The 25,143-nt window shown below is 68.9% G+C and carries 25 protein-coding genes; 18 read left to right on the top strand and 7 right to left on the bottom strand.

Annotated elements, in window-relative coordinates:
* Positions 1-2: 2 nt before the first annotated feature.
* The 9 genes from AB0H64_RS32450 (at position 3) to AB0H64_RS32410 (ending at position 7,865) form a co-directional block, all read left to right on the top strand.
* Entirely contained in the window at positions 3-383 is a 381-nt protein-coding gene (locus AB0H64_RS32450) for a hypothetical protein (protein ID WP_357632266.1), read from the top strand.
* A complete protein-coding gene (locus AB0H64_RS32445; protein ID WP_357632264.1) occupies positions 377-694 on the top strand; it encodes a hypothetical protein in 318 nt (105 codons plus the stop codon). The genes AB0H64_RS32450 and AB0H64_RS32445 overlap by 7 nt, the downstream gene beginning before the upstream one ends.
* The gene (locus AB0H64_RS32440; protein WP_357632262.1) at positions 691-1,053 is read left to right on the top strand and encodes a hypothetical protein; all 363 of its coding nucleotides are present in this window, start codon (positions 691-693) and stop codon (positions 1,051-1,053) included. Before AB0H64_RS32445 ends, AB0H64_RS32440 begins: the two co-directional genes overlap by 4 nt.
* On the top strand, positions 1,050-1,505 hold the full coding sequence (locus AB0H64_RS32435) for a minor capsid protein (protein ID WP_357632260.1): 456 nt from the start codon (positions 1,050-1,052) through the stop codon (positions 1,503-1,505). The genes AB0H64_RS32440 and AB0H64_RS32435 overlap by 4 nt, the downstream gene beginning before the upstream one ends.
* A 69-nt stretch (positions 1,506-1,574) precedes the next feature.
* Positions 1,575-2,045 carry a hypothetical protein gene (locus AB0H64_RS32430; RefSeq protein ID WP_357632258.1) on the top strand — a complete coding sequence of 157 codons (471 nt, stop codon included), beginning with the start codon at positions 1,575-1,577 and terminating at the stop codon, positions 2,043-2,045.
* A 3-nt stretch (positions 2,046-2,048) separates the two neighbouring features.
* Positions 2,049-2,528, top strand: a complete 480-nt coding sequence (locus AB0H64_RS32425; protein WP_357632256.1) for a hypothetical protein — start codon at positions 2,049-2,051, stop codon at positions 2,526-2,528.
* A 240-nt stretch (positions 2,529-2,768) separates the two neighbouring features.
* Complete coding sequence (locus AB0H64_RS32420; RefSeq protein WP_357632254.1) at positions 2,769-4,754, top strand: hypothetical protein; 1,986 nt, start codon at positions 2,769-2,771, stop codon at positions 4,752-4,754.
* Positions 4,755-4,791: 37 nt separating this feature from the next.
* The gene (locus AB0H64_RS32415; RefSeq protein WP_357632252.1) at positions 4,792-6,990 is read left to right on the top strand and encodes a hypothetical protein; all 2,199 of its coding nucleotides are present in this window, start codon (positions 4,792-4,794) and stop codon (positions 6,988-6,990) included.
* Positions 6,991-6,992: 2 nt separating this feature from the next.
* Positions 6,993-7,865, top strand: a complete 873-nt coding sequence (locus AB0H64_RS32410) for a hypothetical protein (RefSeq protein WP_357632250.1) — start codon at positions 6,993-6,995, stop codon at positions 7,863-7,865.
* Here the strand turns inward: AB0H64_RS32410 and AB0H64_RS32405 are convergent.
* Positions 7,834-8,181, bottom strand: a complete 348-nt coding sequence (locus tag AB0H64_RS32405) for a hypothetical protein (RefSeq protein WP_357632248.1) — start codon at positions 8,179-8,181, stop codon at positions 7,834-7,836. The two genes, AB0H64_RS32410 and AB0H64_RS32405, sit on opposite strands and share 32 nt — an antisense overlap.
* A 90-nt stretch (positions 8,182-8,271) precedes the next feature.
* Between AB0H64_RS32405 and AB0H64_RS32400 the strand changes: the two genes are divergently transcribed.
* The 8 genes from AB0H64_RS32400 (at position 8,272) to AB0H64_RS32365 (ending at position 17,450) form a co-directional block, all read left to right on the top strand.
* Positions 8,272-11,001, top strand: coding sequence for a hypothetical protein (locus AB0H64_RS32400; protein ID WP_357632247.1), 2,730 nt, complete (start codon positions 8,272-8,274; stop codon positions 10,999-11,001).
* An 11-nt stretch (positions 11,002-11,012) separates the two neighbouring features.
* Positions 11,013-11,513 (top strand): hypothetical protein, encoded by a 501-nt coding sequence (locus tag AB0H64_RS32395; protein ID WP_357632245.1) that lies wholly within the window; start codon positions 11,013-11,015, stop codon positions 11,511-11,513.
* Positions 11,510-14,284, top strand: coding sequence for a hypothetical protein (locus tag AB0H64_RS32390; protein WP_357632243.1), 2,775 nt, complete (start codon positions 11,510-11,512; stop codon positions 14,282-14,284). Before AB0H64_RS32395 ends, AB0H64_RS32390 begins: the two co-directional genes overlap by 4 nt.
* A 24-nt stretch (positions 14,285-14,308) precedes the next feature.
* On the top strand, positions 14,309-14,983 hold the full coding sequence (locus AB0H64_RS32385; RefSeq protein WP_357632241.1) for a hypothetical protein: 675 nt from the start codon (positions 14,309-14,311) through the stop codon (positions 14,981-14,983).
* Positions 14,976-15,293 (top strand): hypothetical protein, encoded by a 318-nt coding sequence (locus tag AB0H64_RS32380; protein ID WP_357632239.1) that lies wholly within the window; start codon positions 14,976-14,978, stop codon positions 15,291-15,293. The genes AB0H64_RS32385 and AB0H64_RS32380 overlap by 8 nt, the downstream gene beginning before the upstream one ends.
* A gap of 32 nt (positions 15,294-15,325) precedes the next feature.
* Positions 15,326-16,294: a peptidoglycan recognition family protein gene (locus AB0H64_RS32375; RefSeq protein WP_357632237.1), complete on the top strand. Its 969-nt coding sequence runs from the start codon at positions 15,326-15,328 to the stop codon at positions 16,292-16,294.
* A 14-nt stretch (positions 16,295-16,308) separates the two neighbouring features.
* On the top strand, positions 16,309-17,121 hold the full coding sequence (locus AB0H64_RS32370) for an N-acetylmuramoyl-L-alanine amidase (protein WP_357632236.1): 813 nt from the start codon (positions 16,309-16,311) through the stop codon (positions 17,119-17,121).
* A gap of 71 nt (positions 17,122-17,192) precedes the next feature.
* Entirely contained in the window at positions 17,193-17,450 is a 258-nt protein-coding gene (locus AB0H64_RS32365) for a hypothetical protein (protein WP_357632234.1), read from the top strand.
* A 185-nt stretch (positions 17,451-17,635) separates the two neighbouring features.
* Here the strand turns inward: AB0H64_RS32365 and AB0H64_RS32360 are convergent, their stop codons facing one another.
* Genes AB0H64_RS32360 through AB0H64_RS32350 form a run of 3 tightly spaced genes read right to left on the bottom strand, consistent with a single transcriptional unit; the run spans position 17,636 to position 21,357 of the window.
* On the bottom strand, positions 17,636-18,754 hold the full coding sequence (locus AB0H64_RS32360) for a glycosyltransferase family 4 protein (protein ID WP_357632232.1): 1,119 nt from the start codon (positions 18,752-18,754) through the stop codon (positions 17,636-17,638).
* Positions 18,751-20,058: a hypothetical protein gene (locus AB0H64_RS32355; protein ID WP_357632230.1), complete on the bottom strand. Its 1,308-nt coding sequence runs from the start codon at positions 20,056-20,058 to the stop codon at positions 18,751-18,753. The genes AB0H64_RS32360 and AB0H64_RS32355 overlap by 4 nt, the downstream gene beginning before the upstream one ends.
* A gap of 45 nt (positions 20,059-20,103) precedes the next feature.
* Complete coding sequence (locus AB0H64_RS32350) at positions 20,104-21,357, bottom strand: nucleotide sugar dehydrogenase (RefSeq protein ID WP_357632228.1); 1,254 nt, start codon at positions 21,355-21,357, stop codon at positions 20,104-20,106.
* A gap of 66 nt (positions 21,358-21,423) precedes the next feature.
* On the opposite strand from AB0H64_RS32350, the gene AB0H64_RS32345 reads away from it, so the two are divergent.
* Positions 21,424-22,197 carry a glycosyltransferase family A protein gene (locus AB0H64_RS32345; protein ID WP_357632226.1) on the top strand — a complete coding sequence of 258 codons (774 nt, stop codon included), beginning with the start codon at positions 21,424-21,426 and terminating at the stop codon, positions 22,195-22,197.
* A gap of 138 nt (positions 22,198-22,335) precedes the next feature.
* Here the strand turns inward: AB0H64_RS32345 and AB0H64_RS32340 are convergent, their stop codons facing one another.
* The 3 genes from AB0H64_RS32340 to AB0H64_RS32330 all read right to left on the bottom strand — a co-directional run bounded on the left by AB0H64_RS32340 (position 22,336) and on the right by AB0H64_RS32330 (position 24,315).
* Positions 22,336-23,268 carry a TauD/TfdA family dioxygenase gene (locus tag AB0H64_RS32340; protein ID WP_357632224.1) on the bottom strand — a complete coding sequence of 311 codons (933 nt, stop codon included), beginning with the start codon at positions 23,266-23,268 and terminating at the stop codon, positions 22,336-22,338.
* A 251-nt stretch (positions 23,269-23,519) separates the two neighbouring features.
* Positions 23,520-23,924, bottom strand: a complete 405-nt coding sequence (locus AB0H64_RS32335; protein WP_357632435.1) for a Rid family hydrolase — start codon at positions 23,922-23,924, stop codon at positions 23,520-23,522.
* Positions 23,925-24,072: 148 nt separating this feature from the next.
* The gene (locus AB0H64_RS32330; RefSeq protein ID WP_357632222.1) at positions 24,073-24,315 is read right to left on the bottom strand and encodes a hypothetical protein; all 243 of its coding nucleotides are present in this window, start codon (positions 24,313-24,315) and stop codon (positions 24,073-24,075) included.
* Positions 24,316-25,143 lie beyond the last annotated feature (828 nt).

Here is a 25,143-nt window from a genome sequence, read left to right as displayed (position 1 = left end):
CCATGCCGACCTACGCCACGGCAGAGGACTACACCAAGTACAGCGGGCAGACCGGCCCCCCCGACATCGACCGGCGGCTGGCTAGGGCCAGCGAGCGGATCGACGAACTGCTGTCCAACGCGATCTACGAGACCGACGCCCAGGGCATCGCCCGGAACGCGGTGCTCAAGGATGCCATCATCCGAGCGACCTGCGCGCAGGCCGCGTGGACTCTCGCGGTGGGCGACGAGTTTGGAACCGCGTCCGCTTTCAAGGACGTGTCGATGGGGTCCGTCCGCCTCAGCAGGGTGGACACCGCGACCGGTGAGGCACCCCGCTACGCGCAGGACGCCGTGTCGATCCTGCTGCAGGCCGGGTTCCTGATTGCGGTGCTGACATGGTGACCACGATCCCCGATTTCCTTTTCCGCCACACGGCGAGGATCGAGCCGCTGACCGGCGAAGGAGCGTACGGGCCTGTCTACGGCCCACCGGTGACGGAGCCGTGCCTGGCCGAGGACAAGCGGCAGCTCGTCCGGGACGCCACCGGCTTGGAGATCGTGTCCGACACGACGCTGTACTTCAAGCCCGGCGTCGTGTGCCCGCCCGGCAGCCGAGTCACGGTCAACGGCCGGACGACCACGGCCATCACGTCTCTGATCAACGACGGAGGCGGCCTGCCCACACCAGATCATGTGGAGGTGGCCCTGAAGTGAAAGACGGCATCGACGTCAAGCTGGACATGCACCTCGACCCCGCGGCCTTCAACGAGGAAACCAAGACGGTGGCCGCCCGTGCACTCAAGGACGCAGCGCTACACATCCTGCAGGTGGCCAACATGCGGGTGCCGCTTCAGGAAGGCCACCTGCAGAACTCGGGTGACACGGCGGTCGACCGCGATGAGATGCGGGCCTCCATCAGCTACAGCCAGCCCTACGCGGTGTATCAGCACGAAACTCTCGGCCTGCAGCACGCGCCCGGCCGAGAAGCGAAGTACCTGGAGACGGCGCTGGAAGAGGAAGCCGCTGCTGTGAAGGCGCTGATCGCCCAGCAGCTCAAGGAGCTGTTCAAGTGACGCCGCCGCAGGGATGGACCCGGCACCTTCTGGCGGGCCTCGGGCAGCTCCTGGAGGACGCTGGTGCGGGCGACTGGTCCCCGGACGGCATCTACACCTCTGCCCAGACCGCCATCACGCTCGGCGGGCTGCCTTCCGCGCCAGATCTGGCCATCTCGCTCGCGATGTACGGCCTCGGCCAGGCCGGCGACGACGTCGAACAGACCGACTCCAGCGTGCTGGTGCAGTTCCGGATGCGGGGCGGCCCGGACGCGCGGGTGGCCGACGACCTGGCCGACGCCGTGTTCAGCGCGGTGCACGGCCTGAGCAACCATCGGCTGTCCACTGGCGTGTTCGTGCTACTCGCTCAGCGGCGAATCGTCGCCCCGCACACGCGGGACGGCTCGGGCCGGGTGGAAAGGGCCGACAGCTACGAGCTGCTGTGCGTCCGGCCCTCCACCTACCGGGACTGACCTTCCGCTTTTACACATGTCGCTAGCAATCGTGCTGGCGACTTCGGCATGCGCTCACAAGGAGATGAGATGACGCTGCGCAGCCTGCTCGCCAAGGACTGGACTGTCGAAGTCAACACGGGCACCACCGCCGCGCCGACCTGGACACCCGTCCGAGGTCTGACCGAGTTCGCCGAGGAGATCAACACCGAGACCGAAGACGACAGCGACTTCGACGGCGACGGCTGGGCCAGCCAGGTCGTCACCCAGCGCGGCTGGACACTGACGCTCAACGGCAACCGCAAGCGCGACGCCGACGCCGTGGCATTCGTCCCCGATGCCGGGCAGGAATTCCTTAGGAAGGCCGGTCACGTCATCGGCCCCGGCGCGAACGTTCACGTCCGCTGGTACCGCAAGGACGGCAGCCCCGACGCGTACGAGGGCCGCGCGGCAGTCGACTACAAGGGCGCCGGCGGCGAGACTACCGACCTGGAACCGTTCGAGATCGAACTGCTGGGCCAGGGCAAGCCCGAGGAGATCGAGAACCCGGTGGCGGCCTAACCCATGGCGAAGCTCAAGGCCCTCGACGAGTTCTTCGACGACACGCTCACGCTGCCGGTCGGCGGCAAGGAGTACACCGTCCCCGCGCCCTCCGCGGAGACCGGCCTGCTGTGCCAGAGGCTCATGCAGGCCGGTGTCGCCGCTGCGAACGGCCAGGAAACGGACCTGACCGACCTGGCCAATCTGGACGACGACCAGGAGACCGACCTCTACCGGCGGTGCCTCGGCCCCGTCTATGACGAACTGCGCGCCGACAAGGTCACCTGGCCCCGGATCAAGCACTGCGGCGTCACCGCGTTCCTCTGGATCGCGGTTGACGTCGACGCCGCGATGAAGTTCTGGGAGTCCGGTGGCGACCCGGAAGCCCTCGCCCCGAACCGGGCCGCCTCCGAGGCGGTGGCGCGTACGACCCGGTCACGGGGCTCTACGAGTGGTACGAACCCGCCCCGGCAGGCCCCGCGCTCACGTGGGAAAGCCTCCTGACCCACTGGGAACTCATCGAGGCCGACCTGCACAGCGAGTTCGGGGTCGACCTCGATGAGCCCGGCCTCATGACGGGTCGCTCCTGGCGGTGGCTCCGTACCCGGATCCTCGGCCTGCTGACGGCTGATACCCGCCTTGCTCGGCAACTCGCTCCGCCTCCCGACAAGACGGCCAGCCGTGCGCGGAGCCGGACGCACGACTGACGCGAGCACTACTGCTAGCACCTCAGGGAGGTGAACCGTGGCTCTGTCGATCGGAGACCTGTACGCGACCCTGAGCCTGCGCGACAACATGACGGGGCCGCTCGGCAGGGCCACCGCGGGCATCAAAGTCCACGCCTCCGGCATCCACGCCGCCCTCATCAGCGCGGGCATGGCGGCCACTCGCATGGCCACCACTGCCGCCAAGGGAGGCCAGGCCCTCGCCTCAGCCAGCGCGAAGAGCAGCGCGCTGCTGGCCGGGGTAGGCGCGGCTGGCGTCGCTGTGGGCGGCGGCCTTGCGGCGGTGTTCGCTGGCGCGACCCTCGCCATCGCCAAAATCGGTATCACCGCGGCCGCCGCCGCACCGGCCGTGAAGGCGGCGTTCGCCGACCTGGGCGCGTCGGTCAAGGGGCAGCTCGCGGACGCCGCTTCGGTGTTCCAGGGGCCGCTGATCGCGGCGGCGGGCCAGCTCAAGGGCATGTTCGGCTCGCAGATCGCTCCGGCGCTGACCAGCATGTTCGGGCAGATCGCGCCGCTGATCGGCCAGTTCACGGCCGGGCTGGGGCAGATGCTCACGCCACTGCTGCCCGCCGTTCAGGGGATCGTGGGCGCGGCCTCGCCGCTGCTGTCCGAGCTGGCAGGGAGCCTCGGCCAGTTCGGGTCACAGCTTGCCGGTTTCCTGGCGCCGGTGTCTGCCGCGCTGTCGCAGAACAGCGGCCTGCTGGCGACCCTGGTCACGGGGATCGGCGGTGTCCTGCAGGCCCTTGGCCCGCTACTGGCCGCCCTGGTGCAGCTCGCCGGGTCGGTGGCCGGGCCACTGATGTCCGGGCTTCAGCTGATCGCGACTACCCTGTCCGCGCAGCTCGGCCCCGTCCTGGTCCAGATGGGGCCGTTGATTGGTCAGTTGGTCACAGGCTTGGCCGGGATTCTGGCCTCGCTGATTCCCTTGCTGCCGCCGATTCTGCAGCTCGCAGGTACTTTGGCGAGCGCGTTCCTGCCCGTGCTGGTGCAAGTGGCGCAGACGATCACTGCGGCCCTGCAGCCGGTGCTTGTCCAGCTCACTCCGGTGATCGGGCAGATCGCGAGCGCCTTCGGTCAACTGATCACCGCTGTGCTGCCCCTGCTTCCGCCCATCGCTCAGTTGGTCGGCACGCTGGCGTCGCAGCTTCTACCTGCGATCACGCCGATCATTCCGCTGGTCGGTCAGGTCGCGGCGGCTCTTGGTGGCGCGCTGCTGTCCGCCTTCTCAGCGATCTTGCCCGCCATCACACCGCTCCTCCCGGTGATCGCGCAGTTGGCGCAGGCCCTGCTACCGCCGCTGGTGCAGTTGATCAACGCCTTGTCGCCCATCCTGACGATGCTGGCGACGATCTTCGCGAAGGTTGTCGGCGCGGTGACACCCTTCCTGCCACCGCTGATCCAGCTCTCGACCAGCATCCTCCCTCTGGTGATCAGCGTCGTCACCGCCCTGGCCAAGCTGTTGACCGGCGACTTCAAGGGAGCTTTCGAGACGATCAAGCAAGGCGTCACCACCTTCGCCACCACGATCAAGAACGCCTTCGAGAAGCTGATGACCCTGGGCCGGGACCTGGTCAACGGCATCCGAGACGGCTTCGTCAAGGCGTGGGACGCCTTCGTCAACACGATCAAGAACCTCGCCAAGGGCGCAGTCGACCTGGTCAGGGGCATCTTCGGCATCTCCAGCCCGAGCCGAGTGTTCGCCGAGATCGGCCGCCAGAACGTCCAGGGCCTGATCAATGGCATGGCGGCCAAGCAGAAAAACCTGCAGAGCATGGCAGCCAGGCTGTCCACCACTCTGCAGCGCTCGGCACCCGGGCCGCTCACCTACGCCTCCCAGATCAGCGCGCCGATCCCGCCGCCCCCGGCCGTGCCGGCGCTCCCCGGGGGCGGTGAGAGCCGCCAGATCCACATGGTGATCAATAACCACTACCCGCAGGCCGAACCCACCAGCAAGTCGATGAACCGGGGCCTCCAGTACGCCGCGGCGGTCGGCCTTCTGTCCTGACCTCCCCATCCGCCAACGGACGCCCCGGGGAGGTGAGGTGGCGCTCAATGTCGGCGACCTGTTCGCCACGATCTCCCTGCGGGACAACCTCACGCCCGGCCTGGGCCGGGCGGTCGTCGCGCTGCGCACCATGGCAGCTCGGTTTGACGACGGCGCAGCGCAGATCACCAAGACCGGCGCCGCGATCTCCATGGCCACCACGGTGGCTAGCACGGCGCTCGCCAGCCTCGGGGTGGCGGCGTCCGCGGTCGCGGTGGGGGCCACGTCCTCACTGCTCGGCCTGGTCGGGGGGATCGCCGCCATAGGCATCACCGCTGCGGCGACCGCTGACGGCGTCAAGGGGGCGTTCGCCTCTATGGCGAGCACCGTCACAGCGCAGCTCAAGGCGGCCGCGGCCACCTTCGAGCAGCCGCTGATCCAGCTGGCCGGCAACCTGCAGACGATCTTCACGCAGATGATCGCTCCGCAGCTCGCGGCCATGTTCCAGCAAATCTCGCCGCTGATCGGCCAGTTCACCACGGCGCTGGTGCAGGTGCTGGTGCCGATCCTCCCGTCGGTGCGGCAGATCATCGCTGCCATCGTCCCGATGCTGTCGCAACTGGCTGGCGCGATGGGAGCCTTCGCCAACCAGGTCGCCGCGTTTCTCGCTCCGATCACGGCGGCCTTCGCAGCGAACTCCGGGCTGCTCGCACAGTTCGTGCTGGGCGTCGGCTCGCTTCTGCAGATCCTCGGCCCGTTCATCGCCGGGCTTGTGCAGGTTGGAGCCCTGCTCATGGGCCCGGTCCTGGGCGCTCTGCAGATGATCGTGCAGGCCCTCGCCGGGGCACTGCTGTCGGCCATCCTGCAGGTGACCCCGGCCATCTCCCTGCTGCTGGTGAGCGTCGGCCGGTTGGTTGCCGCCGTGGCGCCGCTCCTGCCGCCGCTGGTGCAGCTCGTGGCGGTGTTCGCCACGGGGCTGATGCCGGTGATCGTGCAAGCCGTGGCGGTCATCTCCGGCGCGCTGGTCCCCGTGCTGGTGAGGCTGCAGCCGGTCATCGGTCAGATCGCCGCGGCGTTCGGTGCGTTCCTGTTCGCTGTGGTGCCGCTGGTCGGCCCGCTGACGGACCTGGTGGCGCAGATCGCGTCGGCGCTGGTGCCCGCCATGGCCCCGCTGGTGCCGCTGGTCGGGCAGGTCGTGGCGGTCCTCGGTGATGTCCTGGTGAAGGCGCTCGGCATCCTCGTCGACGCCGTCACGCCGATCCTGCCGCTGCTGTCGCAGGCCGTCGTCCTGCTCGGCGTGGAGATCATGCGGGCGCTGGTCGGCCTGTCGCCGGTGGTGCTGCAGGTCGTCCAGTCGTTCGCTGCGCTGCTGCCCGCTGTGGCCACGATCCTGCCGCTGCTGGTGCAGCTCGGCGTGTCGGTGCTGCCGCAAGCGGTACAGCTGGCGGCGTCGCTGGCTCCGCTGCTGGTGCAGCTCGCGGGCGGGTTCGTGCAGATCCTCCAGGCCGCGATGCCGCTGCTGCCGCCGCTGGTGCAGCTGTCGAGCACGGTGCTGCCGCAGGTCCTCAACCTGGTCGCGCTGCTCGCGCAGGGTCTGACGACGCTGCTGGGCCCGGCGTTCCAGTTCGTCACGACGGTCGTGGCCACGATGGTGCAGAGCGTGGCCACGCTGTTCGGCTGGCTGTACGACGTGCTGATCGGCCACTCGATCATCCCGGACCTGGTGACGGGGATCGGCCGGTGGATCGGCGGCACGCTGGTGTCGTTCTTCGCTGACCTGCCTGGGCAGCTCGTGCGCGCGGTCGGCGACATCGGCGGCGTGATGTCGGGCGTTGGCCAGGCCGTCATGACCGGCGTCTGGAACGGCGTCGTCAGCATGTACGACTGGCTGAAGAACGCCCTGTACTCCTTCTTCTCCAGCATCATGCCGGACTGGGTGCGGCAGGCCCTCGGCATCTCCAGCCCGTCGAGGGTGTTCGCCGAGATAGGCGGCTACACCATGCTCGGCATGGCCAAGGGCATGCAGCAGTCGGCCGGCGAGGTGATGCGCACGGCCCGCAGCATCGCAGGGCAGCTCACCACAGCGTTCAACCCGGACCTGTCCGCGTCGCTCAACTCGGACGCGGCCGCGGTCGGCGCGCCGGGCCGGGGCGGGGGAGTGGTCGTCAACCTGACCACGATCAACCCGGTGGCTGAGCCGTCCTCGCAGACGATCAACCGTGGCCTGCAGATGGCCGGTGCAGTGGGGGTGGTGTGACGATGTCCGCGACGTACTTCCTGGACGGGGTGCCCCTGGACCACCCGGCAGGGTGCTGGAGGTTGAAGAAAGGCACGAAGCGGCGCCCGTTGCCGGGGGTGCGGTCGGTGAACCTGTCCGTCCCCGGCCGGGTGGGCGACCTGCCCGTGCTCGGCCTCGATCATGAGGCAACGACGCTGGCGCTCGCGTTCACCGTCTACCCACACACGCTGTCCGGCGCGGTCGGCGGCGCCGAGCAGATGGAGCACAACCTCGAAGCGCTCGGCGCGCTGCTCGGGACTCGACACCGGCTCATGACGCTCAAGTGGGTGACGGGGTCGATCGTCCGCGTCGCCGACGTGACGGTGGAGGCGACCAGCGACCCGGAGTACTTCCCCGGCGCGGCCCTGGCCAGGCTGACCGCCGTGGTGAAGGTGCCCGGTGTGTACTGGCGGGACGAGGCCGACACGACCTGGACCGGCACGCTGCCGGGCGCTGGCCAGCTCGTCACTCCGCTCGCCGGTTCGACCGGCCCGATCGTGGACGCGCTGCTGCGGATCACCGGCCCCGCCGTACAGCCGTCCGTCACGGACGTGGCCACGGGCGGGAAGGTGGCCTACACGGACACGGTGCAGGCCGGCCAGCACCTGCTCATCGACTGCGGCCAACTGCGGGCATCGGTCGTGACGACGGACACGTGGGACCTGACCGGCGGAACGGACGTGACGGGGAAGATCCAGGCGACCGGCCCCGGCTCGGCGTTCCGCTGGCTCCACCTCACCCCGGCGATAGCGGTCGGCGACCCGCACTCGCGGGCGGTCATGGTCGACGCCGCGGCGTTGGGCACGTCGGGGGAGTCGGTTCTCAGGATTCGGGCGCGTCGGTCTTATCTGTGATCCCGGCCTGGCCGAGCCACTTGTAGACGGTGCGGCGCGAGAGTCTTGTGTGGTTGATGATTGCCTGCGGCCGGACGCGTTCGCCGTCCTCGACGGTCGCCCCTGCGGCCTTCACTGCGGCTTCCATGTAGCGCATGACGTGGTGAAGCTGCTTGCGGGCGGCATTCAGATCGTCGGCGAGGAGCTGGAGGACCTGGAGCGCGTCCACTTCGGTCTCGAAGGCGAAGACGGGGTCGAGCGTCCAGTTGAGCCCGTCGGACTCGCCTTTGGCCAGCTCGAACAGCTCATCAGCGTCGTGAATGGTCACGATGTCCACGTCGGCCTCCCAATGTGTCTACCGGTAGACACATTACGGTGTAGCGCCTCATCTGTCTACCGGTATACAAGATCACAAGGGGGTGCCTAGGTGTTCGAGCTCCGTCTCATCGCCTACGCCCCCAACGGCCCCAAGCTGGGCCTGCTGCCGCACCCGCTGTCGTTCGAGATCGGCCAGCCGTTGAACGACGTCCCGTCGATGACGCTGCGGTACAGCCGTCACGCCCTCGGCGCGGAGCTGCTCGCCCAGCCGTGCGAGGTCGCGGTGGAGTGGACGGAGGACGGGCAGACCTGGGTCGAGCCGCCGGACGCGCGGCTCCTGAGGATCCGGCGCGGCACCGCCATCACCGACGAGGCCGGCGTCGAGATGTTCGAGCTGCCCGGCTACGGCTGGCAGCTACGCAAGATCGTGCTCTACCCAGGGCCTGCGCCGCTGGTCGACGGCAAGCGCGCGTTCACCAGCGCGACGCCCGGCACCATCCTGCAGACGTACCTCGCCGAGGCGAAGGCGCGCGGCGCGCTGCCCGAGCTCGACTGGACGTTCGACACCACCCACGACAGCGCTGGCCAGCCATGGGCGAAGATCCTCACGATCTACTACCAGCCGGGCCTGGACGCGCTCACAACGCTGATCAACCTGGCTGAGCAGTCCGTGATCGACTTCCGGATGGAGGGCCGGACGCTCCACGTCTACAACGCCGACACCGCGCTGGCGCGCGACCGGACGGCCGCGCCGCGCGTGGATCTCCGGCTCGGCCGTGACGTGCTCGACGCCCCCGACGCAGGCACGCTGGAGGACCTTGCGAACGCCGTGCTGGTCGTCGGTGACGACGGTTTCCGCCGGTCGTACGGCTCCGGCGTGACACTCCCGTGGGGGCGGTGGGAGAACTACATCGGGCAGGGCGGCGTCTCCGACGAGGGGACCGCGTTCCTCCTCGCGGAGGGGTCGCTGTTGCGCGCCGCCCAGGAGCGGGTCCAGCACACGCGGGAGATCACGCCGTACTCGGCGCGGTGGCTGCCATGGCAGGACTACCAGCCCGGAGACAAGATCATCGCCCCGGCGAACGGCGGCACGCTCGCGCCGCTGCGAGTCCGGCAGATCACGCTCACCAAGGACGACAAGGGCACGGTGGGCGGAAACGTCGTGCTCAACGACCGGTTCCTTGAGCAGTCGATCAGGCTCGCCCGCCGCACCGCCGGCATCGTTGGCGGCTCCACTGCGTCGGGCGGGTCCGGCGCGCAGCCCGCGCCCCCGTCCCCGCGAGGCCGCACCGCCGCCAAGCCCACGGGCCTGATCGTGAACCCGATCACCTACGTCGACGCGACCGGGCACGCGCAGGGCCAGATCACCGCGACGTGGGGGCCGGTGCTCCTGGACGTGGCTGGCGAGGCGATCGACATCGACTCCTACGAGCTGTTCATGCGGGAGAACGTCGTCGGCGCGCCGTGGTTCCTCGTGGCCACGACCGAGCCGGGCGATACCACGGCGACCTACTCGCCGTTGCTCGTCGGCCAGGAGTACGCCTTCAAGGTCCGGGCCACGTCGCAGGGCGTCAAGGGCGTGTTCTCCGACGAGTACGCGGTGCTCATCGAGGCCGACGACACCCCGCCGCCCGTGCCGACCGCCCCCGCTCTGTCGGCGCGGCTCGGCGTGATCCACGTCGGATGGGACGGACTCGGCGTCGGCTCGGCGCCGATGTCGACCGACTTCCACCGGGTGCGGGTGTGGATGCAAGACCCGCTCGCGCACGGCCCGGCCGAGGTCGGCTATCTGCAGGCGGCCGGGTCGATCGTCGTCACCGGCCAGCCGTACGGCGCGCTGCGCGAGTTCTGGCTGACCGCCGTCGACCACGCCGGGAACGAGTCGGCCCCGTCCGCGAGCGCGGTCATCGCTGCGGTGCCGCTGGTGGAGGGCGACGCGGCGGACGAGTCGATCACGGCGGGTGCCATCGCGGCCAACGCGGTCACCGCCGACAAGATCGCAGCGGGGGCGGTCGAGGCCGGGCACATCGCGGCGAACGCGATCACAGCCGACAAGCTCGCGGCGATCCTGGCCCTGGTCACGCGCATCGTGGCCGGGGACCCGAACGCGGCGCGGGTGGAGCTCAACGCTGCGGGGTTGGCCGCGTACAACGCGGGCGGCACGCAGACGGTGGACGTGTCCTCGACCGGCGCGGTCAGCATCGTCGGGCAGCTCGCCACCGGCCTGACTGGCAACCGGCTCATCATCAACCCGACCGGCGCGACCCAGCCGGAGATCCGGTTCCTGCCGGGCACCGGCACGAACCCGGCGCGGATGTACGTGGACGGGTCGCTGTACCCCGGTGAGGCCACCATCGTCACCGTGTCGGGCACAAACGGCGCGAACACCGCGCAGGCCCGAGTGGTGCATGCAGCCACCGACTACCGGATCGCCATCGTCAACCCCACCAGCGGGCTCGCCGGCGGCGGCTACATGTTCGCGAAACCGACCGAACTCGAGGTCGGCTACAACGACGCCAGCGCGAACCTGCAGCGGTTCAAGTTCAACGCCACGTCGACGGAGTTCGCCGGGAAGTGGTCGTTCTCCGGCAGTGAGGCGGGGCTGCTCATGCGGTCGGTGTCGCTGTCGGGCGGCTCGTCGTACACGGTGAACTGGACGTTCACGATGGTGACGATCCCGCGCGTGGTGTTCACGGCGGACAACCCCATCCCGGACCGGCTGGCGTTCCACATGCGGAACCCGACCACCGCGAACTTCTCGCTCCGCAGCTCGGAGAGCAGCCTGGGCACGCCGACCGCCTTCACGGTGCAACTCAACTTCTGGGCCTGGCGGATGTGAAGGGGGAGCCGATGGCAGTGCAGCAGTGGCGGATCACCGAGGTCCGCGAGGTCAGCAGCCCCGGCGAGGACGCATGGCTGATCACGTACGAGCCGGTCGACGGCGACCCGGGCGCCGCGTTCGTGTCGTACGTGCCGAAGGAGGCCGTCGAGGTGCGGGCCGCCGAGTACGGCCTGACGAGCGTGGATGAAGCGCTGGACGTGATCCTGCACGCGCCGCTGCTCGCGCCCGCGCACGCGGCTGGGGAGCTGGTCATGCCGTCCCCGGCGCTGGTCGACGTCGAAACGGCCCGCGCGCAGGCAGCCGAGCAGCTGGCCACATGCAGGGCGAAGTACGGCGTTGTCACCACGGCGGTGGCCGGGGCCGGCCGCGCGGCCAAGGCCGCTGATCCGCTGAAGGTCATCCGGGAGCAGATCCGGATCGACCCCGTGAGGGCGGCGACGATCCGCATGGAGATGGACCGATACCGGCTCGCCCACGAGGCCGAGTCGGAGAAGGGAGGCGGCCGGTGAACGTGATCCTGCCCGCTGACTTTTCCCGGTACGGGCTGCGGCTGGTCGCGTACGAGCCCAACGGCGACAAGCTGGGCCTGCTGCCGCACCCACTGAGCTTCGAGGCCGCGGCCCCGCTGAACGACGTGTCGTCGCTGCGGTTGGACTACTCCGCGCACGCGGCCGGGCAGGACCTGCTGGCGCGGCCGTGCGAGATCGCGCTGGAGTATCTGGTGGACGGCGACTGGGTGGAGCCGCCCGGCGGCCGGTTCCTGCGGATCAAGCGCGGCTCGGACGCGATCGACCAGGCCAGGAAGCGGAGTTACACCTGCCCCGGCTACGCGTGGGCCTTCAAGAAGGCCGTGCTGTACCCGAACAGTGCGCTCGTCGATGGGAAGCGCCAGTTCAACGGCGTCCCGGTGGGCGCGGTGCTGCGGACCCTGATCGACGAGGCGAAGGCCCGGGGCGCGCTGGAAGGCATGACCGCCGAGTTCAGCTCCAGCACCGACAGTAACGACCAGGAGTGGGCGGCCACGCTGACCATCGGGCTGGACCCAGGCGTTGACCTGCTGACGCTGCTGCTCAACCTCAGCGATCAGGGCGTGATCGACTGGCGAATGAACGGCCGCACGCTGCAGGTGTTCAACGAGGGCACCGTGATGGCCACGAACCGGGCGTCCGGCCTCGTGGTCGACCTGCGGCTCGGCCGTGATGTGGACCAGGCCCCGGATGACGCCACCCTGGAGGACATCTCTACCGCCATCCTTATTGCTGGCGAAAACGGGTTCACGCACGAGATCGCCAACGCCCCCTCCGCGTCGCCCTGGGGCCGCTGGGAGACCTACCAGCAGCAGGGCGGGGTGAGCGACGCGGGAACGGCTTCTGCGCTCGGACAGGCCGCTCTGGGCCGCGCGGCGGGAGAGCGGGTCCAGATCACCAGGGCCGTGACGTTCGACGCTGCGCGGTGGCTGCCGTGGGCCGACTACGCGCCGGGGGACACGGTGCTCGCGCCCGGCGACGGCGGCCGCATGGAGCCGCTCCGCATCCGCCAGGTCACACTGTCCAGGGCGGGCGACGGCAAGCTGTTCGGGAATCTCGTGCTTAACGATCGGTTCCTGGAAGACGACATCAAGCTCGCACGCAAAACCGCTGGCATCCTCGCGGGCGGCGTCTCATCGGGCGGCTCGGGTACGACGCCGGCGCCCGACTCCAGCGGTCGTGTCCCGGCCGCGCCGCTGGGCTTGCTCGTGGAGCCGGTCGCGTATCTGGACACGGCCGGGTATGCGCAGGGCCTCGCGGTGGTGACGTGGGGGCCGGTGACTGCGGACGTCAACGGGGTGGCGCTCGACGTCGACGGCTACGAGGTGTACGCGAGACCGAACGCGGAGGGTGAGCTGTGGTACCTGGTGGCGCAGACCGCGTCCGGCGACGTGTCGGCCAGCGTGTCCCCGCTGAACGTGGACGCAGAGTACGCGTTCAAGGTGCGGGCCGTCGGCAACGACGGCACGAAGGGCGTGTTCAGCGCCCCGGTCGCGGTGATCGTGCCGAACGACGCGACACCTCCTCCGGCGCCGTCCGCGCCAACGCTGACGAGCAGACTCGGCGTGATCCATGTCGCGTGGGACGGCCTGGGCGCTGGTGGCGTGCCGATGCCAGCAGACTTCGAGCGGGTCCGCGTGTGGATGCAGGATCCGCTCTCGCCGGGCGCGGCCGAGGTCGGGTATCTGACGGCGGCCGGCGTCGTGGTGATCCCGGATCAGCCGTACGGGCAGGCCCGCGAGGTGTGGCTGACTGCGATCGACCGCAGCGGTAACGAGTCGGCGGCCACTCCAACCAGGGTGATCGCCACAGCGCCATTAGTGGACTCGGACCTGATCGGCGAGGTGATCGACGGGGCCGAGCACATCATCGACGGCACGATCCCGGGCGACGCGAAGATCACCGCCGATTCGATCACGGGTCGCCTGATTCGGGCGCTAGCGATCGAGGCGGACAAGATCGCCGCCAACGCCATCACGGCTGACAAGGTGGCAGCGGGTGCGATTCAGGCCGGGCACATCGCGGCCAACGCTGTCACAGCCGACAAGATCGTCGCGGGAGGGATCACCGCCGACAAGCTGGACGCGAACGCGATCAACGGCAAGACCATCACGGGCTCCATCGTCCGCAGCTCGGCGACCGGCCGCCGCTTCATCCTGGACAGCAGCACGCTCGACCTGCGGTTCTATCCGGCGTCTAACGCCAACTACACCCGCTTCTACGCCGAGGATGGCTGGTACCCCGGCGAGACGACGACCTTCATCACCAGCGGCACCAACCAGGCCGGCAGCGCACGCGCCGAGCTGCAAGTCGCCGCCGGCCTCGTGCGGCTCGGCATCCGGCAGCCGTCGTCGTCCACCCGTAAGGGCGGCGGCCTCGACGTCGCTGAGGGGTATGGCCGGTTCGGCTACGACGACGGGTTCTCCAGTTCCCAGTCCTACATCCACTGCAACTCCAGCGGCCGCTGGTACCTACGCGGCCGGGTGTGGGACACCAACACCGCCGATCCCTATGACACCGTGCACGCGGGCAGCGGCGTGGTCGCACCGGACAGCGGGGGAGCGACCATCCACTACGGGCCAACGATGGCGTCGAACATGGGGCCAGTCTCCGTGGTGAGAGACGGCGCGGCGAACCCGAACTTCTACTGGTGCCTCGACCTGTCAACTCAGACCGACTTCTCGTTCGCCTGGTCGGCGGGCGGCGGCGTGTGGTCCGGCAAAGCCTTCTATTGGTGGAGTCACCGCCATTGATCACGAGAAAGGGGGCCGCCGATCATGGCGGAGACGTGGACCATTTGGGACGCCGAGCTCGGCTACTCGACGACCAGTCTGCTACAGGGCGGGGGAGAGCAGGCGGATCAGCTCGCAACCCACGACGGTGCGGAGCCGATGTGGGGAATCAGCCGTGTCCGGCCGGACGGCGTGCCGCACATGCACATCATCCCGCATTCGACCTGGGAGTGGCGGTGCGCCGAGTACGGGATCGATCCCGACGACGTGGACACGCTGCTCGACATCGTGCTGCACGAGCCGTGGATCCCGGACCCCGGCGATGCTTTGGCCAGGGTGCAGCCGGGCGCGGCCGCGGTGTTGAAGGAGACGCACGGCTTGCCTACGTGCTGGACGCCGGGGGTGCCCGATGCTGACCGACTGGCTGCGCACCTGGCCCGGATCGAGGCGGTGAAGACGCACCGCGTCCGCATGGTGGCGGAAAAGCAGGAGGTGCGGCAGGGCGTGGTCGACTATGTGGGCCTGGCCGTGACCGTTCCGGAGGATCCGCTGGATCCGGTCAAGACGCTGGCCCGGCTGGATCCGGCCCGGGTGGCGGCCCGTCGTCTGGCGGTCGACTGGTACCGCGACAACCGCACGCAGCTGAGCCCGCCGTCGTTTGAGTCGAAGCCGCCGGCGACGTGGATGGGCCGCAAGCCGTGGGTGGTGGCGGGTGGATGAAAACCTGGCGCTTTCCCTGGCCGAGTTGCGCAGATTGGTCGAGGTCGGGTTCACGAAGGTTGATGGGCAGAATTCGCTGATCCTCCAGCGGCTTGATCAGGTGGACGACCGGCATGCGGAGCTGGCCCGAGCGGTGGACAAGGACCGCGCCGACCGGGAGCTGCTGGAGGCGCGGGTGGAGGTCCTGGAGCGAGAGGCGGTCACGCGCACCCAGCTCGCCGACCGCACCAAGCAGATCATCGCCATCGTTGGCCTGCTCGTCACGGTGGCCGGCGCGGTCCTTGCGCTGATCAGCCTGACCCGGGGCTGACGACTTCAAGACGACGGTTCCAAGGGGGACACATGCCGTGGTTAACGCAGTTGGCTGACGTCGCTCGCCGGACGGGTTTCCCGGTGACGGAGGTTGGCGGGTGGAAGAGTCGCGGGCACGGGCAGCAGCCCGCCGTGGAGGGCGTGGTCTGCCACCACACCGCCGGATGGAATGACCGGCACGTCGTGGTGCACGGCAGGCCCGGACTGGATGGGCCGCTGTCGCATTTCTGGTTGCAGCACACTGGCCGGATCTGGGTCGTCGCGGCCGGGCGGTGCTGGCACAACGCGCCGAGCACCAGCGGCCACCACATGAACTCGACGAGCATCGGCATCGAGGCCGAGAACGACGGGCACACACCGTGGCCGGACGTGCAGCTCGACGCCTATCACGCGCTCTGCGCCGAGCTCGCCCGCGAGTTCGGCCTGCCCGCGAGCAGGGTGTGCGGCCACAAGGAGGTCAACCGCCAGAAGGTGGACCCCCACAGCCTCAACATGACCTCGTTCCGGTCGCGGGTAGCCGCCCTGATCAAGACCCCCGGAACGCCCAACAAGCAGGAGCAGGAGGACGACGTGCCCGAGGTGATCTCTCTGGGAGCAGGTGAGGACCAAGCCGTCCCGGCCGGTGGCGAGGCGGCGGTGAAGTGGCACACCGAGTACGCCGATGACCCGCCCGGCCACGCCGAGGACGGTGTCGCGGTTCTGGCCAAGGACTCGCGCTGGTGCATCGTGGACGGCCTGCTCAAGGTGCGCGGCCTGAAGCCCGGCACGGAGATCGACGTGGCGTGGTCGCGGTACAGCCGGGACGGCAAGCAGTTCGAGGACGACGCCTGGAGGCTCAGCCTTCGCGCCGACGTCAACGGCCGGGTCGAGTCGAGCGTGGGCGGCCAATTCGCGCTGAACACGAAGAACCAGCTCCGCCTCCGGATCATCAATCCGTCCAAGGACCCGGCGGTCGTCGAGCGGGTCACCATGGCCAAGATCTCGCTGTTCAACCGCTAGAAGGGCGGTACCCCGTGAGCATCAAGCTCGTCAGCCGCCGCACGTGGGGAGCGACGACCCCCACGGGGGCCTACACCAGCATCCCCGGCACCGAGGGCGTGAAGATCCACTACACCGGGGGCCATGTCGACCCGGAGATCGTGGACAACCACGAGCTGTGCGGCAAGCTTGTCGCGGCCATCCAGTCGGAGCATATGGCCGGGGCCCGCGACGAACCGATGATCGACATCGCCCACAACCTGATCTCCTGCCCGCACCGCCGAGTGTTCGTCGGTCGTGGCCCGTACGCGCTGCCGACCGCCAACGGCCGGGGCCTGAACACCGCGCACTACTCCGTCCTTGCCCTGGTCGGCACATCGGGATTCACCGAGCCGAACGACCTGCTGCTGCACTCGCTGCGCGATGCGGTCGAGTACCTACGCGCCCAGGGCAACGCAGGCAGCGACATCAAGGGGCATCGGGACGGCTTCGCCACGAACTGCCCCGGCGCCCCGCTGTCGGCGTGGGTGGAGGCGGGTGCTCCGCGGCCGCCGTCCCCGCCCGCGACGCCCGTCGAGTTCGTCCAGCCCATCCCGAAGACCACGGAGGCCCTGGTGAAGAACCTGCCCGTCCTGAAGCCCGGCGACTCGCACCGGCACGTGAAGACCATGCGCGCCGTCCTGTTCGCGCGCGGGCACGAGGTGACGAACCTGCACAGTACGACCTACGACCCGGCGGACGTCGACCTGGTGGAAAAGGTCAAGCAGTTCAAGACCACGTACAAGATCCCGACCGGCTCGGACCCGCTGATCTGGGACGCCTTCTGCTGGGAGGCCGCTCTCACCTGATGCCAGCAAAAATGCTGGCGTTACTCGATTCGTCCCGCCATGGTGGCGGGCCTGTCCCTGAGGAGGGGCGCATGCATGCTGACCCGGAGCCCACGTACTCCCGCCCGGTCGAGGCCAAGGTCAAGGCCATGACCCTGACCGCCTACCTCGCCGGCGTCGGCGGTATGGCGGTGCTGCAGACGATCGCCAACGACCCGTCAATGATCTCTTTCCTTCCCGACTGGATCGAGGCGATCACTCTGCCGCTGCTGCCCACCGCGCTGGCGGCCATCGCCGGCTGGAAGGCCCGGCACACGCCGCGGCCCGACCTCCCCGCTGCCCAGCGATAAGCCATGTCATGACGGCGCCCCGCTCCTCCCCATCGGGAGGGGCGGGGCGCTTTCTGCGTTTCGATGCTATTGCGGAGTGCTGGCAACCTTCATCGACGTCCTGTGGGAGAAGCTGGCGTTTCGCTCCTTCGGGGCCGGCGCGCTGCTGACCCACAGCTCGTCGCGGCCAGCAGCAATGGGGTGGATCAGACGGGGGCGGCGGAGGCGACCTTGGCGGTCAGGTCGGCCAATTGCCTGGCGGTGTGGGTGACCTCGTACCGGCGGGAGTTGTCCAGCCCGGCGCGGATCAGAGCTCTGCGCCATTGCACGTCGCGGGCCAGCTGATCGAGCGCGGACGCCAGGCTCGCCGGGTCACCTGCCGTGAACGGGGTACCGGCTTGACCCAGGGTCTCCACCATCCCGGCCACATCGGAGTAGACGACGGGGAGGCCGTGGGCCTGCGCCTCGATGGCCACCAGACCGAACGCCTCCAGACCCCTGGTCGTGAAGACGAAGGCGTCGAAGGCCGGCAGACGGCGCCACAGTTCGGCGCGAGGTAGGAACGGATCGAACCGAACCCGCTCGCGGAGTCCGAGTTCGACGGCCCGCTGTTCCAGGTACTCCCGCAGGATTCCGTGGCCGATCACGGTCAAGCGGTGCGGCTGGTCGGTCAGAGCGAGGGCTTCGATGGCAGTGAGCGTGGACTTGTTGTCGTCCAGCCGCCCGGCGTGCACCAGAGACAGCGGTCCGGTTCCGGTGGACGGGTACTCGCGCACCCGGACGTCGCCCAGGGGGATGCCCCACGGGATGACGGCGATTCGGTCGCCGCACCGCCTTCCGGTGAGCTGCTTGATCCGGCCGGCGAGGGCGGCGGTCGGCGCTACGACCGAGGCACTCGCGGCGACGACCTCGTGCAGCAGTTCGCGGTCCCGCTCGCTGCGCTCGGCCGCCATCACGTCGGGGCCGTGGGCGATGGCAATGATCGGGACGTTGCCGGCGGCTCGGGTGAAGGCCAGGCTGAGAGCGAACCCAAGGTGCTGGGCGTGAATGGCATTCGGCTGGGTCTTCTCGATGAGCGCACCGACCTCGCGCGTCAACTCGTCAACGTAGGGGTCGAAGTCCGGGCCCTGGGGGCGTTTCGTCGTGGAGAGGGTGATCAGCTGATCAAACGCAGCCTTCCATGCCTGATCGACCGGTGCCCTGCCCAGGAAGGTCGTGTGGATTTCAGGCATCGCGCCGTAGAGATCGTGGACGAGGATCGTGCTCCCGGACGAAGGCTCGGCGGTCCGGTTGATGCCGGTTAGGATGCGGAGCTTGGCGGTCATGCAGCAACCTCGTTCATCTCGCGCTGACGGGGAGGTGCCGACCACGACGCCAGGTGCGGCGTGATGGTGGCCTGGATCTCCGTGATCGGATGCAGATAGCCCCTGCCGTCCCGCTCCGCCGTCCACACTCGGACCGGTGCTCGGGGGTAGGCGGGCTGGATTCCGATCTCCCCTTTGGGGAGGATTCCGTTGAAGGGTGTGGGTATTCCATGCTGATTCCAGAAGGCCCATGCCTCAAGGGCTTTGGCCTTCTCGAAGTAGTGGTACAGCTCCGCGTAGCGGGGGAGATATCGGACCTCGCGGAAGAGCATCTGCCCGATCAGCCCCGGTGCGAACTGCTGGACCATCCCGAGATCGGCGCCCTGGAAGCTGACCGCCGCCGCATCCTGGGACGGGTGTAATGCGGTCAGGGTGAGAAGGTGGGACAGCCGCCGTCGTACGTACTCCGCAACTCCCGCGCTGAGATCCGGTTCTATGCCGTCGATCAGCTGAACGAGCCGGTCATGGCGTGGCGCGAATCGGGACAGGTCGAACAGCTCGCCCATGGTGTCCACTGCGGAGAACGCCAGCTTCTTGTAGAGCCGGTTATTCAACTCCCCAATCTGGGCGAGGGATTTGGTCTCCGGAGTAGTGGAGTGGAGCATCAGGTACTCGGACAGCACCTCGAAGTACAGGTAGCCGAGGAACGGCACCATGGCCACGGCCTCGGACAGCCGGTCGATGAACTCCGGCGCCGCAGTGGGACGTCCGGAGGCGTTGCGCAGGGCGAGGTCGAGGAACTCGGCGGCTCCGCGCAGACCGGCCAGCGCGATGCGGTCGAGCCGGCCGATCTCGGCCGGGGTGAGGAAGTTCTGGTAGCGCTGGTAGATCCGTAGGTGGATCGCGCCGAGATGCAGGTAGTCAACGCCCAAGGGCCGGATCGGGGCGTCCGGAGTGACCTCGAAGACCAAGGGCCGGGCGTCGTTCTTCGTCTCCATCAGATAGGCCCCGAGGTTGTGAGGCCGCAACCCGCCGCGCTCGGCGGTGAGGGGCGAGCAGTACAGGGCCCCGACCAGGCATCCGGAGGAGATGTGCAGTTGCCGGCCCGCCCGGATGGCGTCCAGGCCCCTGGTGGTGTGCAGTAGGTGCAGTGGCCGACCGCTCACCAGCGCCTCGGTCAGGGCGTTGTCCCGGATCAGCCACCCGTTGGGGGCCGTCTCCAGATACTGGCGCCAGTCGCTCTCGCTGTCGGTCAGCGAGGCAGGGGCGCGACGCTGCACGGGCATCGTGAAGTCCGTGTGGGCCTGTTCCCATTCGGCGCGCAAGGGAGAACTCCTGGAAATGGAAGGCGGCAGGGAATTCCGTGGAGGCTAAAGAACCTCGACGTTCGCGCCCGACAACCGGTTTCGGCAGTCGAGAACGTAGGGCGCGTGTTCCTGGATCACCTCGAAGTCGAAGAGGACGTGGTCCATGAGCAGCACCACCGCATCGGCACTGGCGATCTCCTCCGGGCTCGCGTCCACCAGGAGCACAGCCAGTTCCGTGCGGTCTCCCCCGGGGATGTTGGGGTCGGCGCCGCGCACTTCGGCCCCGAGGTCGCGCAGAAGGTCGGCCACCCGCAGGGACGGTGATTCCCGAAGGTCAGTCGCGTTGGCCTTGTAGGTGAGGCCGAGCAGCAGAATCCGGGCCCCGTTGATGGGAATCCGCCGCTTGTCGAGCGCTTCCATGAGGCGCTGCACGACGTACTCGGGCATGCGATGGTTCACCTCGGCGGCGAGTTCCACGAACCGGAAAGGGACGCCGAGCTCCTGGTGGACCTTCCAGGACAGGAACAACGGGTCGACGGGCAGGCAGTGCCCGCCGACTCCCGGCCCTGGGGTGAACCGCGTGAAGCCGAAGGGCTTGGTTGCGGCGGCGTCGACCGCCTCCCAGATGTTCACGCCGAGAGAATGGGCGAGCATCGCCAGCTCGTTGATCATGGAGATGTTCACCAGCCGGAACGTGTTCTCCAGCAGCTTGGCCATCTCGGCGACCTCGGGAGTGGAGACCGGCACCGTGATGTCGAACATGGTGTCGTAGAAACCCTTGATGGCGTCGAGGGATTTCGAGTCGATCCCGGACACCAGCTTGGGCGTCTCCTCGAACGAGAACCGCTTGCTGCCGGGGGTGATCCGCTCGGGGCTGAACCCGGCCAGGAAGTCCTCAGCCCGCAGGCTCGATGCCTCCTCCAGGATCGGCAGCAGCAGCTCCCGCATGGTACCCGGGTAGCTGGTGGACTCCAGGACCACGGTCGCGCCGGGTCGCAGGTGTCGGCCCAGCGTCCGGGCGCAGGACTCGATGTAGGTCAAGTCGGGCACGCCGTCGCGCAGTGGGGTCGGCACGGTGATCACCGCGATGTCGAAGCCGGCCAGCGCGGCAACGTCGGCGGTCGCGGAGTAGGCCCGGGAGTCCAGCACCGCGCGGAGCCGCGAGGAGGTCACATCCTCCACGTACGACTCACCGGCGGTGAGCTGCTTGATACGGTGCAGGTCCACGTCGTAGCCGATCACGCGATGCCCCACCTCTGCGGCGCGTACGGCTAGCGGAAGCCCTACGTAGCCCTGACCAGCAACGACTATCTGCATGTCAGCTCCTACTCGGTTGCGGTGCTTGAATGGACCGTCGTTCCTGGTCTGGGAAGGAGATGCGCTGTGCCCCTGGTGTCGGTCGTGATGCCCGTGTACAACTCGGCGGCCACGCTCGGCGCGGCGGTTCGATCGGTGCTCACGCAGACGCACAGCGACGTGGAGTTGCTGGTCACCGACGACCAGTCCTCCGACGGCTCGATGGATCTGCTGCGAGAGTTCGCCGCCCAGGACGAGCGCGTTCTGCCGCAGTTGGCGCCCGAGCGGGGAGGCGCGGCCCGGGCCCGCAACCTCGCGATGGAGCGGGCCCGCGGGGACTACGTGGCTTTCCTCGACTCCGACGACATGTGGCTTCCGACGAAGCTGGAGAAGCAGCTCGCCTTCGCCGCCGAGGGCGATGCGCCGCTGACGTTCACCAGCTACTTCAAGATGGACGCTGACTTCACCGGCGAGAGCACCGACTGGGTCCCGAACGGGCGGGTGGTCCGTGCGCGGGAGTACGTGGACTACCGCGCGATGCTGCGCCGGGACTACATCGGCGCGTTGACGGCCATGTACGACCGCAACGTCCTGGGCACGAGGCTGATGCCGGAGATGCGCAAGCGCCAGGACTACGCGCTGTGGCTGTCGATCATGCGGGACGGCGCTGTCGCCCGGGGTCTGGCTGAGCCGCTTGCGGTGTACCGGGCCCACCGGGCGGGATCGCTCTCCTCCAACAAGCTGTCGCTCGTGCAGTACAACTGGGCCGTGTACCGCGAGCACGAGCATCTGTCGGTCCTGCGGGCCACGCAGGCGCTGGCTGGCGCCGTGTGGCAGTCGCTGCGCAACTCCCGCATCTAGGTCCGCTTCCGGGCCCGGCACGCCCGCGCGACCGTTTCCGGGGATGCCCGACCGGGCCCCGCCCCGCGGGCGTGCCGCGTGCTCGGGGGCTGGGCCCGGGGGCGGGACTCGACGGGTCACCGGAGTCGGCTCGGCCGGCTACGCGGCCGAGCCGACTCCGGCCGGCGCGCGCAGAAACATCTGGAGGAGCAGTCGTCGGTCGGTGACCTGGACGGTCTCCTGACCGCTGTGGAGCGCCTCCCGACCGTGCAGGAAGCGGCGCTGGTTCACGATGAGGTAGTCCCCGGACTGGAGCATGAAGGAGACCTGCCCCCGGACGAGCTCCTCGGCGAGCTCCCTGGCGGCGTCGGCGTGCGCCTGGCCGAGCTCGGACCTCTCCAACATCTTGGCGGTGAACCGGACGAACCCCTCGCCCGAGTCGGAGTCGTCCAGGATCGGAAACGGCTTGTACTCGTCGCCGACGCCGTGCAGGTCGAAGAAGGTTCCGTAGTGGTAGGCCGCCTCGGACAGCAGGGCGCGGCTGTTCTCCGACAGCCGCGCCACCGCCGCGTGGGGGTCGGAGAGGATGCTGGGGCCGCCGCCGAGCGGGTCGGGGCGGACGCACAGGAGCGTGGTGTAGTCCGGGGGCCGGGTCGCGTTCACCAGGTCCATGTGGAACGCGTTGTACCCGATGCCGCTGGACTTGCCGGGGTCCTTGTCGACCTTGACCCCGATGTCCTTCCAGAGGGGCCACCGCGGGAAGGGCGAGAAGGGGACGGCCACTTCGGCCGCGAAGGCCGTCGCCAGCCGCAGGAACCGGTCGTCGGCTCCCAGCGCCTTGGCGAGGTTTCCAAGGCGCAGCACGGCGTATCCGCCGCCCTCTGCGGTCAGCGCGTCGCGCAGCTGCGCGACGGTCTCCTTGACCAGCGGCACGGACTCCATGTCCGCCTGGTACCGCTTGAGCGTGGCATCCGCCAGGAAGGAACCAGCCATGTCCCAAGCGGGGAGCGCACCTCCGATCTCGATCAGAGCGGCTTCGAGCTCCTTCGACAAGGTGATGAAGGCCGGCGGCCTGGAGTCGTGCTGGATCATGCTGTACTCCTTGGTTGAGGGGACAGTGCGTGGTGCTGGTGCACTTCCGTTCCTTCTGTTGGGTCGAATGGTGTCCGTGGTGCCACCCGGCTGTGTCGCCGGGAGCGTTGGGTCGGTTGCTCTGTGTGATGGTCTACGTGGTCGTCTGTGCTCCTGGCCGGAGGGACCCTAGGAACCGCCTGATGGACCGAGCTCGGGGCACCGGACCGCGGAGTGGCGCTGCGCAGAGAGGGGGTGACTCGACCCGCGACTTATCCCCGAAACGCCTCAATCTCGATCTCAACCAGCATCCGCTTGTCGATCAGCCCCGCCACCTTGACGCCTGTGCACGCCGGCCTGACGTGCCCGAGTACCTCCGACAGCGCTGTTCCGACCGCGTCGTAGTCGCTGTCATCCACCACGTAGTAGCGCACCATGACCACGTCCTCCCTGGTCAGGCCAGCCACCTCGATCGCGTTGAGCGCGATGCCGAAGGCCGTCGTGGCTTGCAGGTAGGCATCTTCCTCGTGCTGGACCTGACCATCGACCGTGGCCGTGCATCCGGAGACCACGACCCACGGCCCTGCCACTACCGCCCTGGCGTAGCCGTACTTGTCCTCCCAGATGCCGCCGGAGAAGACTCTGTTCTCCTCGCGCACGCAACTTGCCTGGACCATCACGTGTCCCTTCCTTGGGCCCCAGCCGCGGACTGCGGCTAGCGTCGGCCAGGTGGCCGCTGATGCTGTCGAGCACGGTCAGGCATCAGCGGCCGTAGCGGAGCCGGTGCAGGTGCGCCAGCCCTCGTCTTCTCTTGGTTGCACGGGGCTAACGGATGATGCCGGCATGGCGGGTGGCCGGACCCCACCCCTCACGGCAGAGCGTCACGTCTTGCGCTGCCAGCCACTCCTCCACGCTCTGGCCACCGAGATTCGCCATGCGGCTGGCTAGCAGAGTTGAGCTGCTGGTGTGCTCCAGGTGGACGATCGGCGGGCCTTGGCCCCAGGTTGGCGCGATGAGGATCACCAGGCGCTCCGTGGAGCGGCTGTATTTGAAGGAGGTTGTGGTCACGACTGTGTGTCTCCTGCCCAGCGCGGTGTTCTGCTGGGGGGAGCGGCAGCGGCGACCGCCGTGCCGACGCCGCTTTCCCTCTCCGACCAGCCAGCCGTCCGCACGATGGGGTGAGCCTGCGCGCGGTTTGTGGGTATGGGCTGCCGATCGCGCTCGTGGCCGCCAGCACGCTCGGGAGCTGCGTGCTGCGGTGTATGGATGGGTGGAAGCCAGAGCTTCGCCAGCACGGGATCGGCCTCGATGAGCCGCGCCCGCAGCTCCTCCGGCGTTCGCCCCTTGCGCCTGGCTCCCCCTGGACCAGCTTCCCCGCAGAAGAAGGCGGTGATGAGGCGGCTCCCCACGCCGTAGTCGCCCACCCATCTCCCGCCGGTCTCGGCGTGCAGATTCGCGGCGTAGGTGCGGCAAGCCTTCTCAAGCGCCTTCGCCGCCTCCGCTGCCGCCTTGGCACGGACTTGGTCATCGGGCCGCGGGCCGGAGGCTGCGGAATCCGGCCCGCGGTGAACGCCCGGCACCAGCACGATGCGGAGCAGGTGACGCAGACGCTGGCGTCTGCGTCCGCTCTCTCGACTGGCTGCATGGCGGGGAGCCGGGCGGATGGAACCTCCCGGCTGAGGAGAGCGGACATCCTCAGCCGGGAGGGCCTGTGAGGACCCCACGGCGCCCGTGGCGCAGGGCTGCGGCATGGGGCGGAGGGGAACCGGGCGCGGGGCGGCCAGAGTCGGGGGGTCGAGGGGTCGGCGCGCGGCCGCAGGGGGCGCGGCGGGGGGGGTGACCCGGGCGGCCCCCCAGTGCGCGGCAGCCCGCGGCCCCCAAGAGGGGGGGTGTGTA

Origin of the sequence: Nonomuraea sp. NPDC050733 (genome assembly GCF_040654215.1) — a bacterium.
Classification (GTDB): Bacteria; Actinomycetota; Actinomycetes; order Streptosporangiales; family Streptosporangiaceae; genus Nonomuraea.
Note: the sequence above shows the minus strand (reverse complement) of the source record. Positions and strands in the feature narration are given on the sequence as shown.

What these genes read in the sequence shown, in the direction of transcription:
- AB0H64_RS32450 (WP_357632266.1), top strand. Translation starts at nt 3, where the DNA reads ATGCCGACCTACGCCACGGCAGAGGACTACACCAAGTACAGCGGGCAG.
- AB0H64_RS32445 (WP_357632264.1), top strand. Translation starts at nt 377, where the DNA reads ATGGTGACCACGATCCCCGATTTCCTTTTCCGCCACACGGCGAGGATC.
- AB0H64_RS32430 (WP_357632258.1), top strand. Translation starts at nt 1,575, where the DNA reads ATGACGCTGCGCAGCCTGCTCGCCAAGGACTGGACTGTCGAAGTCAAC.
- AB0H64_RS32425 (WP_357632256.1), top strand. Translation starts at nt 2,049, where the DNA reads ATGGCGAAGCTCAAGGCCCTCGACGAGTTCTTCGACGACACGCTCACG.
- AB0H64_RS32410 (WP_357632250.1), top strand. Translation starts at nt 6,993, where the DNA reads ATGTCCGCGACGTACTTCCTGGACGGGGTGCCCCTGGACCACCCGGCA.
- AB0H64_RS32395 (WP_357632245.1), top strand. Translation starts at nt 11,013, where the DNA reads ATGGCAGTGCAGCAGTGGCGGATCACCGAGGTCCGCGAGGTCAGCAGC.
- AB0H64_RS32385 (WP_357632241.1), top strand. Translation starts at nt 14,309, where the DNA reads ATGGCGGAGACGTGGACCATTTGGGACGCCGAGCTCGGCTACTCGACG.
- AB0H64_RS32375 (WP_357632237.1), top strand. Translation starts at nt 15,326, where the DNA reads ATGCCGTGGTTAACGCAGTTGGCTGACGTCGCTCGCCGGACGGGTTTC.
- AB0H64_RS32365 (WP_357632234.1), top strand. Translation starts at nt 17,193, where the DNA reads ATGCATGCTGACCCGGAGCCCACGTACTCCCGCCCGGTCGAGGCCAAG.
- AB0H64_RS32360 (WP_357632232.1), bottom strand. Translation starts at nt 18,754, where the DNA reads ATGACCGCCAAGCTCCGCATCCTAACCGGCATCAACCGGACCGCCGAG.
- AB0H64_RS32350 (WP_357632228.1), bottom strand. Translation starts at nt 21,357, where the DNA reads ATGCAGATAGTCGTTGCTGGTCAGGGCTACGTAGGGCTTCCGCTAGCC.
- AB0H64_RS32340 (WP_357632224.1), bottom strand. Translation starts at nt 23,268, where the DNA reads ATGATCCAGCACGACTCCAGGCCGCCGGCCTTCATCACCTTGTCGAAG.
- AB0H64_RS32335 (WP_357632435.1), bottom strand. Translation starts at nt 23,924, where the DNA reads ATGGTCCAGGCAAGTTGCGTGCGCGAGGAGAACAGAGTCTTCTCCGGC.